Source organism: Kitasatospora sp. NPDC093550 (genome assembly GCF_044764985.1).
Lineage (GTDB): Bacteria > Actinomycetota > Actinomycetes > Streptomycetales > Streptomycetaceae > Kitasatospora.
On record NZ_JBIWJF010000064.1, the window covers coordinates 1 to 9,845 of the forward strand.

A 9,845-nucleotide genomic window follows, 5' to 3' on the forward strand; every position below is an offset into this window, starting at 1 on the left:
GGCCGGGGGGATTGCAGGCCGACCCCGCGGTGACGACCAGATGGTCACCGAAGCGGAGCGTGCCCTACTCGGCCGGTCCGGAGCGGGGCGGGATGTTGCCGATCTGTTGGAGCAGGCCGAGTTCGTCCTTGTCGGACCACTTCTCGGCGAGCCTGCCGTTCTCGATCCGGTGGATCACCACCGCGGTCGTGTTCATCGGGTTTCCGGTCGCGGGAGCTCCGACGTCACCGGCCTGGACGGGTGGGGCGTGCTGGTCGACGGCCGGCTCGTCGTCGACGCCGACGACCACCAGCCGCTCCTGTCCGCCGACCAGGGCGGGGCAGTCGCCCTCCTGCGGGGTCAACGGGCGTCCCCCTGGCTATCGGCGCTTTCGTTGCCCCCAACTTCCTGATCACCTGGGGCCGTTCTTCCCGCCCTGGCTGTACGAGAGTTTCGGGCAACCGCTCCTCGCAGCCCTCCGCGGCTGCGAGCATGGAGTCATGTCCCAGGATCACCCGGAAGCGTCCTCGACCGCCTCGGTGGAGAACCTCCTCGCCGACGGGGCGACCGTCAACGGCTCGGTGCTGCAGGCCGGAAGCGTCTACGGAGACGTGCACCTGCACCCGGCGGAGCGGCTGGTGCGGCCGGCGGGCCCCGGAACGGTGGACGTCCTTGTCGGGTACTTCGAGCCCGGCCAGTGGCTGGTGGTCCCCTCGCGAGCGGCGTTGGAGGTACCTCCCGTGCTGTTGCCGGGGCAGCGCCCGGGCGAGGAGGACGTGGCCGAGTGGGCACGTCGGCACGGGGGCGTGGACTTCGCGACCACGGAGTTGTCCGTGACCGTGATCAACCGCCGACCGGACCGGCAAGCCACCGTCGACGGCTTGTGACCCCTCGTCGACCTTGGTGACGGTCTCGACGTCGGGCTGCCAGGCGGGCCGGTTCTCGACATCGGTCTGGACGTTCCAGACGGTGTGCAGCGGGGCGTGGATGAGGATGTCGGCGAGGGTGAGAGCGGTGGCGGCCGCGGTGGGTGCGCGCATGGTGGTGCTCTTTCCTTGGAGAGGGGTCCGGCAGGCCCCCGGGGCGGAGCGCCCCGGGGGACGGCTCGGGTGGGGTCAGAGGTTGGTGTCGGGGATCCAGGAGCCGTGGATGCCGGCGGTGACGCGGCGCGGGAGGTGGACGGTGGCGATCGTGTCGAGGCCGGAGGCGTCGAGGACGAGGAGCTGGGAGGCGTCCTGCTTGAGGTCGGAGACGACGGTGAGGAGGTAGCCGTCGTCCTCGCGGGTGGCGCCGGCGGCGGGGACGAACACCGCCTCGCTGGGCAGTCGGGCGTCTCCGGCCTGGTGGATGCGGCGCTCGCCGGTGGCGCGGTCGTACTTGACGACGCCGTAGCCGCCGAAGCCGTGCTGGTCGGGGAAGGAGACGGCGTACTGGTAGCGGTTCTCGACGCCGAGGAAGCCCTCGTTGAGGGTGGGGAACTCGATGGCGAGGTCGTCGACGACCCGTTCGTCGACCCGTCCCGTGGTGAGGTCGACGGTCCAGCGGCGGTTGTAGGAGCGGGCGTTGGGTTCGCTGCCGCGGCCGGGGGCGCCGACCCACCAGTTCCAGGAGAGCCGGAAGCCCTCGCGGTCGACGGTGGGGCCCTCCAGCACGATGCGGCCGTGGGTGTCCTCGTAGGCGTTGGCGACGTGCAGCATGTTGCCGGGCTCGATCGGGAACCAGCGGATCGCGGCGGTGCCCTGCGCCCCGCGCGGCATGACGCCGATCCGGGCGGGCTGCTCGTCCTGCCAGGAGTAGGGGATGCCGGAGTGCTCGGTCGGGTCGAAGGTGACCGTGCCCTCCACGAAGACCACGTGGTTGCGGGTGAGGGCGAAGTCGTGCTTGAGCGCGGCGCCGGCGCCGGGGACCTCGGCGCTGTGGGTGATGTGCCCGTCCGCGTCGGCGACGTAGTACACCAGGTACGGGGGGAAGGGCGACGAGCCGAAGAAGTGCAGCTCGCCGGTGACGGGGTCGCTCTTGGGGTGCGCGGTCATCGCGCTGCGCAGTTTGCCGTCGAAGTCGTAGGGGCCGACGGTGTCGAGCTCGGGGGTGAGTTCGAAGGGGACGTTGGCCTCGCACAGGGCGAGCAGGCGGCCGGCGTGTTCGATGACGTGGGTGCCGGCGGTGGAGGCGGTCAGGTCCGGGCCGTGCTCGGTCAGGTAGGGGGCGCCGTCCAGCGCGGGGGTGCGGACCCAACGGTTGCGGTACCACTCGGCGCGGCCCTCGCGCAGCCGGATGCCGTGCACCATGCCGCTGCCCTTGAACCAGTGGGTGGGGGTGACGCCGGGCTTGGGGTTGTGGCTGTTGCGGATCAGGCGCCCGGTCAGCTCCGGCGGGAGGGCGCCGTCGACGGTCAGGTCGGTGGCGGTCAGTTCGTCGGAGACGGGCTCGTAGTGGCCGGTCAGGTAGGGCTTGGCGGTCATGTTCGCGGTCCTCGGGTCTCTTCGGTTCGGTGAGGGGCGGAGGGAGGAGAGGTCAGGAGAGCTTCTCGGCGCGGTTCTTGAGGCAGGTGAGCCAGTCCTCCAGGGAGGTGCGCAGGGCGGCGGCGAGCTGCTCGGTGGCGGCGTCGACGGGCGCGCCGCTCCAGGACTCCTCGGTGCGGACGGTGACCCGGTCGCCGACCTGCTCGAAGGTCCACACGTGGACGCCGTCGATGCCGCTCGCGGGGCCGCCCCAGACGATCCGGGCGCCGGGCACCAGTTCGCGGACGGTGGAGGTGATCTCGAGTCCGTGGGTGCGCCAGGTGAACGAGGCGCCCTCGGTGAGCGGGCCCTGCAGACGGGCCTGGTCGATGTCGGGGTTCCAGACCGGCCAGTCGTCGATGCCGGTGTGCAGGGCCCAGACGCGCTCCAGCGGGGCGTTGATCTCGGCGGACAGGCGGACGATGACGGGTGCGCTCTCGTCGATGGTGAGCACGGCAGTTCCTTTCCATGCAGGGCGGGGAGGGAGGGGAAGGGGCGTCGGGTGGTCAGGGTCGGTCCGGGAACGCGGGCTCCGCGGCGGGCGCGTGGTGCGGCCGGTCGGCGGCGGGCGTGCGGCGCACCAGCAGGACGGCGAGCAGCGCGGTGGCGGCCAGGACGGCGGCGCCCAGGGCGAAGGCGGTGCGGTAGCCGGCGGTCAGTGCCTCCAGAGGCGGTTGGTGGCGGGCTGCGCTGCCGGTGACGGATCCGGCGACGGTCGCCAGGACGGCGAGTCCGACGGCGCCGCCGACCTGCCGGGTGGTGTTGGCCAGGCCGCCCGCCAGACCGGTGTCCGGTCCGGCGACGCCGGCCACGGACAGGCCGGTGAGCTGGACGAAGGCGACGCTCAGGCCGAGTCCGACCAGGACGCTCGGGCCGAGCACGTCGGTGGGGAAGGTGCCGTCCGCGCCGATGCGGGACAGCCACAGCATCCCGGCCGCCTCGGTCAGCAGTGCTGCGACCAGTGCGGTGCTGCCGCCGACCCGGCGGACCAGGGTGGGGGCGAGGGCCGCGCCGAGCATGTTCGCGACGGCGAGGGGGAGTTGGCCCAGGCCGGTGGTCAGCGGGTCCTCGCCGAGGACCTGCTGCTGGTAGAGCGGCAGGAAGAAGAACAGGGCGATCCACACGGAGCCGAACAGTCCGGTCAGCAGGTTGCCGACCGTCACGTCGCGGGCGGCGAACAGCCGCGGCGGCACCAGTGGGGCGGCGCTGGTGCGCTCGATCCGCCAGAACGCCACGGCGAGCACGGCGGCGGCGCCGACCGCGGCCAGCACCGAGGGGTCCGTCCAGCCCGAGCGGCGGGCCGTGGTCAGACCCCACACGAGGGCGGTCAGGGCGAGGGCGCTGGTCGCTGTCCCGGCCCAGTCGAACCCGACGCGTTCCGCCGGGCCCGCCGCGGGGACGTACGCGGCGGTCGAGGGGACGTACGCGGCCGTCGCCGCGAGCACCGCGAAGCTGCCGATCGCCACCGTGTGGAAGATCCACGGCCAGCCCCATGCCTGGGTCAGCAGCCCGCCGAGCAGCACTCCCGCCGCGCCGCCCGCACCGGACACCGCGCCCCAGACCGCCAGCGCCCGGCCGCGGGCCTGACCCGGGGGGTACAGGCCCACCGCGAGGGCGAGGGCGGCAGGTGCGACGGCCGCCGCCCCGGCTCCCTGGACGGCCCGCGCGGCGATCAGGACACCGGGCGAGGTGGCCAGCGCGGCGACGGCGGAGGCAGCCGCGAAGGCGCCGAGACCGGTGAGCAGGACGCGGCGCCGTCCCAGCAGGTCGGCGGCCCGCCCCCCGGCCAGCAGCAGCGCCCCGAACGCCAGGCCGTAGGCGTTGACGACCCAGGTGGTGGCGGAGTCGGAGAGACCGACGCCGTCACGGATCTGCGGCAGGGCGACGTTCACGATCGAGGTGGCGAGCATGACGGTGAACTGCGCGGCGGCCAGCACCGCAAGGACGGTGCCACGGCGCGGACTGGGCATGGGAACTCCAGGAACGGGGCGGTGGGGAGCGGGCCGGTGGGAGGGGAAGGGGGCGGTGGGAAGCGGGCCGGTGGGAGGGGAACGGCGCGGTGGGGAACGCGGCGGGGGGCGTCAGCGCGCGGCGCGCTCGGAGGCGGACTTCAGGTGCAGCAGCCACTGCGCGAGGGAGCGGTCCAGTGCCTGGGTGACGGCGGCGGCATCGGTCCGTACGGGCTCACCGTCCCAGGACTCCTCGGTGACGACGAGGGTGGCCCCGGACGAAGGCGTGAACGTCCATTGGTGGACGGCGGTGATGTCCTGGGAGCGGCTGCCCCAGAGAACGAGCCGGGGCGCGTCCACCGCGTACACGCTGGAGGTGATGTCCACGCCGCCGGTGCGCCAGTGGAACACCGCGCCCGGCGTCAGCGGGGTCAGGGCGCGGGCCTCGGCGATGTCCGGTTGCCAGGCCGGCCAGCCGGGCACGTACGTCAGCAGTGCCCAGACGGCGGGGGCGGGGGCCCGGATCGGTAGCTCACGGCGGGCGACGACCGGGGCGGCCCGGTCGATGCCCGAGGGCGTGTTCTTCATGCCCCCGAGTCTGGTCCGACCATCCCGGTGCCCTCATCGGCGAAAGTCGCCTAGGCGGCTGCCTAAGTGAGCCGACCGGTGCTTAGGCGTTCCGGCCGAGCGCGTCGGCGAGCTGGCGGCGCGAGGTGACGTCGAGCTTGCGGAACACGCTGCGCAGATGGGCGTCGATGGTGCGCGGGCTCAGGAACAGCCGGTCGGCGACCTCCCGCGAGGTCGCGCCGGTCGCCACCAGGCGGGCGATGTTCAGCTCCTGACCGGTCAGCAGTTCCACCGCGCCGAGCTCGGCGGGCCGAACCTGTTCACCGGTGGCCGCCAGCTCCAGCCGGGCCCGTTCGGCGAAGCCCTCCGCGCCCATCGCGGTGAACAGCCCGTGAGCCGTGCGCAGCGCCTCGCGGGCCTGCCCGCGGCGGCCGTCGCGGCGCAGCCACGCGCCCTGGTGCAGCAGGGCGCGGCCGTGCCACACCCGCAGGCCGGTGGCGTCCAACCGGCCCACCGCCTCGACGTGGAGGTCCTCCGGGTCGTCCGACAGCAGGGCGGCGAGGGCGGCGCGCACGCCCAGCGCCCAGTCGGTGCCCGCCGCCGACGCGTGCCGTGACAGCCGTGCGAACGCCTCCTGGGCGGTGTCCCGCTCGCCGCAGCGGACGGCCGCCTCGATGAGTTCGGGCAGGGCGAGGCTGGACATCCCCAGCTCGCCGTCGGCGACGGCCGGCCGGGCCGAGGCCAGGGCCGCCCGGTGGTCGGCGGTGCCGTTGGCGTGCAGGGCCGCCGCCGCGTGGACGGTCGCCGTCAGTATGCCTTTGCGCCGGGCGTGCGACTCGGCCAGCACCCGGTCGAACAGGGGCCGCGCCTCCGCGTCCACCCCGCGCACCGCGGCGGCGAACAGCCGACCGTACCAGTGCGGCGGGACGCCGGTCGCTTCGGCTATGCCGTCGGCCTCGCTGTTCAGTGCCGCAGCCCCGAGCAGGTCGCCGCGCTGGGTGGCGGCCATCGCCTGCATCCACAGGCCCACCGGCAGGACCATCAGAGTCCCTCCGGTGCGCGCGGCGTCCACGGCCCGGCCGGCGAGCCGGTCCTCCAGGGCGACGTCCCACAGCTCGACGGCGAGCAGGGCGGCCAGCGACAGCCGGCCCTCCCACAGCGGGTCGGTCACCTCGGACAGCAGTCCGTGCAGCACCGGCACCGTCGCGAGGTCGCCGTCGAGATAGCCGACGAGCGCGTCCAGCAGCCCGTCCGCACTCGAGCGTTCACCGGCCGGGGCGGGCGCCCGCCGGGCCGCCGCCAGGGCGTCCCGCGCCGCGGGCGAGGAACGGCCGACCACCAGGCCCGCCTGCAGGGCGTCCAGCAGGTGGACGCGGGCCCGGTCGGGGTCGAGGGCGGCCGCCGCCACCAGGTGGCCGACCGCGTCCGCCGCGCCGTCGCCGAAGAACGCCGCGCGGCCGCGCAGGAGTTGGGCCTGCACCCGCCCGGCGGTGTCGATCGGGCCGCCCTCGGCGGCCTCGACCAGCGTCACCGCGTTCTCGAACGCGCCGGCGGCCAGCGCGGCCCGGGCCGCGGCGAGACTGCGTTCGGCCCGCAGCCGCGGATCGGCCGTCAGGCCCGCGGCCTGCTCCAGGAACGCCGCCTCGGCAGCGGCCCCGCCCCGGCGCCGGGCCCGCTCCGCGCAGTGCAGCAGCTCGGTCGACGCCTCCTCGTCCGGCCGGGACAGGGACTGCGCGCGGTGCCACGCACGCCGGTCGGGCGCCGTCAGCGGGTCGGTGGCCTCCGCGAGCGCCCCATGGACGCGGCGGCGCTCCGCGGGGGAGGCCGCGGTGTACACCGCCGAGCGCACCAGCGGATGCCGGAAGCGTGACTGCCCGCCCAACTCGATCAGTTCGCTCGCCTCGGCCTCCGGCCCGGCCTGCGGCCCCACGCCCAGCAGGTCCGCCGCCCGCCACAGCAGCCCCGGATCGCCCAGTGGTTCGGCGGCCGCCACCAGCAGCAGGGTCCGGGCGTCCGGGGAGAGCAGGGAGACCTGCTGCTGGTAGCTCTGCTCGATCCGGTTGGCCGGGGAGACCGGCGTCGGTAGCCCGAAGCCGCCCGCCAACGCGGCGGGCCCGAGCCGACGCGGCAGCTCCAGCAGTGCCAGCGGAATGCCCCGCGCCTCGGCCAGGATCCGCTCCCGCACCTGGTCGTCCAAGGGACCGGGCAGGCTGGACGCCAGCAGCCGACGCGCCACCTGGTCGGACAGCCGAGGCAGCGTCAGCACCGGCAGGCCTTCGAATTCCGCGACGAGGTGCGGGTCGCGCACCCCGAACACGAACGCCACGGACTCGTCCGCCACCCGCCGGGCCACGAACGCCAACACCTGCGCCGACGCCCGGTCCAGCCACTGCGCGTCGTCCACCACGCACACCACGGGCTGCTCACCCGCAGCATCCGACAGCAGCCCCAACAGGGCCAGGCCGACGGCGAAACGGCTCGGCGCACCCCCCTTGCCCAGCCCCAGCGCAACGGTCAGATCGTCCCGCTGCGCAGCGGGCAACCGTCCGATCCGCTCGTGCAGAGGCCAGGTCAACTGGTGCACGGCGGCGTACGCGAAGTCAGCCTCGAACTCCGCCCCGTTCACCCACAGCAGCCGCACACCCGACAGGCCGTCGGTGACGTGGCGCAGCAACGTCGTCTTGCCGATGCCCGCCTCACCGCGCACGACCGCCGCCCCGCCCCGGCCCGCCCGTACACCGGCCAACAGGTCGACGAGAGCGGTGCGTTCAGCAGGCGGTACGTACTCGGAGCCGGTCACGGGAGCCACTCGGGAATCATGCCATGCCTTCTGACCTCGGGAGTTACCCCCTCTTGTCCGATGGCGTGGGTGCCGGCACCGAGGCGCGCCGGCCCGTCCGCCGCGTCGGTAGGGCGTGACCACGCGGCCGGATGAGTCCTGCGGCTACGACGCGGAGGGGGCACGTGGTCCGATGGCTGGACGCGATGGAGAAGCTCCGCCGGGCCTGGGAGCGGCACGCTTGTCCCTCCTCGGCGAGGGTTGTACGCCCGCCGGAGGGAGCCCTGGCCGTCGAACCGGTTCCGTTCGTGCGGCCCGCAGTGGTGGTCGGTCGGCTGCTCGTCGGCCAGGGCTCCGGTCGGGCGTCAGACCTCACCGAGGGGGACGTTCGGGTCGCCCAGTGCCTTGGTGTCCACCACCCGCCCCGAGCGCATCCGTGCGCGGCGTGACGCTCCGTCACTGTCGGTTAGGTGCTGGTCGCCTGGGAGGAGATGCTCCATCTGCTTCCGCATCTCGCAGGAGTGTGGGTCGACTGCATGGATGTACGGGTCGGACGCGTGGTGATCCAGGGTCGACGCTCGAGAACATACCAGTGTCGTGTCCGGCCTGCCAGGCTGCGTCGGGGGTGGGAGCACAGCAGGTATGGACGGCACTTGGCCGACGCGCTTGTGCGGCGGGCAGGGTGTGGTGATCGAACTGTCGGTGCGCCGCTGGGGGCAAGGGGGCGCAGGTTCAAGTCCTGTCGTCCTGACTGTGAAGTCGCTTGCGGAAGCAGGCACTTGATAATCAAGGTGCCCGGCTCTTTCTGTTGCCCGCTCGGCTGGTGGGCGCAGTTCGGCGGGGCCGAACTGGTCCTGCTGGAGGACGTGGTCGGCGGCGACCTGGACGGGGGAGGCGTCCTTGCGCCTGAGGAGAACCGCCTGTTGGGCGCGACTGGTCAGATCGCCGTGCTCGGAACTCGCCATGGCGACGAGCTCGGTTGCGACCTCAGTGAGGACTGCCTTCGTGAGGTCCGGATCGTCGAGGTCGTGCAGAGCGCGTCCGATGCGGTTGGCGGATTCGATCAGGCGACTGTAGGAGACGATCACGGCGCCGCCGCGGGGGAGATGCGGCTTGGTGATCGCGTCGGCGACCTCGCCGCAGACTTTGCGCTCCTGCTCGCGACGCCAGCCCTCGGTGTCGGGCTCCAGAGGGCCGGCGGCGCCGGCGGGGTGGGTGTAGGTGCGCCAAACGACATCGGACGGCTGGGTAGGCGCGGGCCAGGCTCAGGAGGGTGGAGGCGTCGGCGCTTTCCGGGAAACCTGACGCACTGGCAGTGTCCGCGTGGGGGCTGCTGCTCGGCACGACGCTGAACCCGGCCACGCTGCGGAGACGGCCGCCCGTCCCGGTGAAACCACCGGGACGGGCGGCTTCATGAATCCGTCGGCTGGTATGCCCGTGCTTGGGATCCCGAGGGTCGGCCGACGGCTCTACCTCTCGCTTGGGCGAGAGCGGGAGGGCCAGGCGACGTCAGACTCCCGTCATCTGCCGACGTGCCACGCGCTACGACTCCTGAGTCCGCCGGCCCGCTGACCGATCGACCGACGGGGTGGTGGCGACCCGCCATCCCGGATCGAGCCGCTCGGCCCTCCGATGTCCGACTCGCCTGGTGGAGGCGGGGAGAAGGAATCCGCGTGGCCAGGGAGAGGAGGGTCTTCTCGACAAAGTCGCCACCTCCTGTCAGCGAATCTCCGACCCAGGACACCAGCCGAACCCGGGGAGATCCAGGGCCCCGCGGGTGCGCCGGCGGCCGCAGGCCTCGATCGCGCCGGCGGATGAGGCTGAACCCTCTGGCGCCTGACAGTGATGACTGGACGTCAGATCGCGGTCATGACGTGCTTCACGCGGGTGTAGTCCTCGAAGCCGTAGGACGAGAGGTCCTTGCCGTAGCCGGACAGCTTCCAGCCGCCGTGCGGCATCTCGGCGGCGAGGGCCGTGTGGGTGTTGATCCAGACGCAGCCGAAGTCCAGGCGGCGGGACATCCGCATGGCGCGGGCGTGGTCCTTGGTCCACACCGAGGAGGCCAGCGCG

General features: G+C 73.5%; 9 protein-coding genes. 2 read left to right on the forward strand and 7 right to left on the reverse strand.

Annotated elements, in window-relative coordinates:
• Positions 1 to 64: 64 nt before the first annotated feature.
• A complete protein-coding gene (locus ACIRD3_RS40195) occupies positions 65 to 343 on the reverse strand; it encodes an ester cyclase (protein WP_402227065.1) in 279 nt (92 codons plus the stop codon).
• 136 nt (positions 344 to 479) lie between these two features.
• Between ACIRD3_RS40195 and ACIRD3_RS40200 the strand changes: the two genes are divergently transcribed.
• Positions 480 to 866: a hypothetical protein gene (locus tag ACIRD3_RS40200; RefSeq protein ID WP_402227066.1), complete on the forward strand. Its 387-nt coding sequence runs from the start codon at positions 480 to 482 to the stop codon at positions 864 to 866.
• Positions 867 to 1,094: 228 nt separating this feature from the next.
• Here the strand turns inward: ACIRD3_RS40200 and ACIRD3_RS40205 are convergent, their stop codons facing one another.
• The 5 genes from ACIRD3_RS40205 to ACIRD3_RS40225 form a co-directional block, all read right to left on the reverse strand.
• Complete coding sequence (locus tag ACIRD3_RS40205) at positions 1,095 to 2,441, reverse strand: carotenoid oxygenase family protein (RefSeq protein ID WP_402227067.1); 1,347 nt, start codon at positions 2,439 to 2,441, stop codon at positions 1,095 to 1,097.
• A 52-nt stretch (positions 2,442 to 2,493) separates the two neighbouring features.
• A complete protein-coding gene (locus ACIRD3_RS40210) occupies positions 2,494 to 2,934 on the reverse strand; it encodes an SRPBCC family protein (protein WP_402227068.1) in 441 nt (146 codons plus the stop codon).
• 52 nt (positions 2,935 to 2,986) lie between these two features.
• Positions 2,987 to 4,450 (reverse strand): MFS transporter, encoded by a 1,464-nt coding sequence (locus ACIRD3_RS40215; RefSeq protein WP_402227069.1) that lies wholly within the window; start codon positions 4,448 to 4,450, stop codon positions 2,987 to 2,989.
• Positions 4,451 to 4,561: 111 nt separating this feature from the next.
• On the reverse strand, positions 4,562 to 5,017 hold the full coding sequence (locus ACIRD3_RS40220) for an SRPBCC family protein (protein ID WP_402227070.1): 456 nt from the start codon (positions 5,015 to 5,017) through the stop codon (positions 4,562 to 4,564).
• Between the two features lie 82 nt (positions 5,018 to 5,099).
• Positions 5,100 to 7,805: an AAA family ATPase gene (locus tag ACIRD3_RS40225; protein WP_402227071.1), complete on the reverse strand. Its 2,706-nt coding sequence runs from the start codon at positions 7,803 to 7,805 to the stop codon at positions 5,100 to 5,102.
• Between the two features lie 749 nt (positions 7,806 to 8,554).
• On the opposite strand from ACIRD3_RS40225, the gene ACIRD3_RS40230 reads away from it, so the two are divergent.
• Complete coding sequence (locus tag ACIRD3_RS40230; protein ID WP_402227073.1) at positions 8,555 to 9,127, forward strand: hypothetical protein; 573 nt, start codon at positions 8,555 to 8,557, stop codon at positions 9,125 to 9,127.
• A gap of 504 nt (positions 9,128 to 9,631) precedes the next feature.
• Here ACIRD3_RS40230 and ACIRD3_RS40235 read toward each other — a convergent pair.
• Positions 9,632 to 9,845, reverse strand: a 214-nt coding sequence (locus tag ACIRD3_RS40235) for an aldehyde dehydrogenase family protein (protein ID WP_402227074.1), incomplete at its 5' end; no start/stop codon positions are given.

Excerpts from the sequence above, each read along its gene's own strand:
- ACIRD3_RS40200 (WP_402227066.1), top strand. The coding sequence starts at position 480 with ATGTCCCAGGATCACCCGGAAGCGTCCTCGACCGCCTCGGTGGAGAAC.
- ACIRD3_RS40205 (WP_402227067.1), bottom strand. The coding sequence starts at position 2,441 with ATGACCGCCAAGCCCTACCTGACCGGCCACTACGAGCCCGTCTCCGAC.
- ACIRD3_RS40215 (WP_402227069.1), bottom strand. The coding sequence starts at position 4,450 with ATGCCCAGTCCGCGCCGTGGCACCGTCCTTGCGGTGCTGGCCGCCGCG.
- ACIRD3_RS40220 (WP_402227070.1), bottom strand. The coding sequence starts at position 5,017 with ATGAAGAACACGCCCTCGGGCATCGACCGGGCCGCCCCGGTCGTCGCC.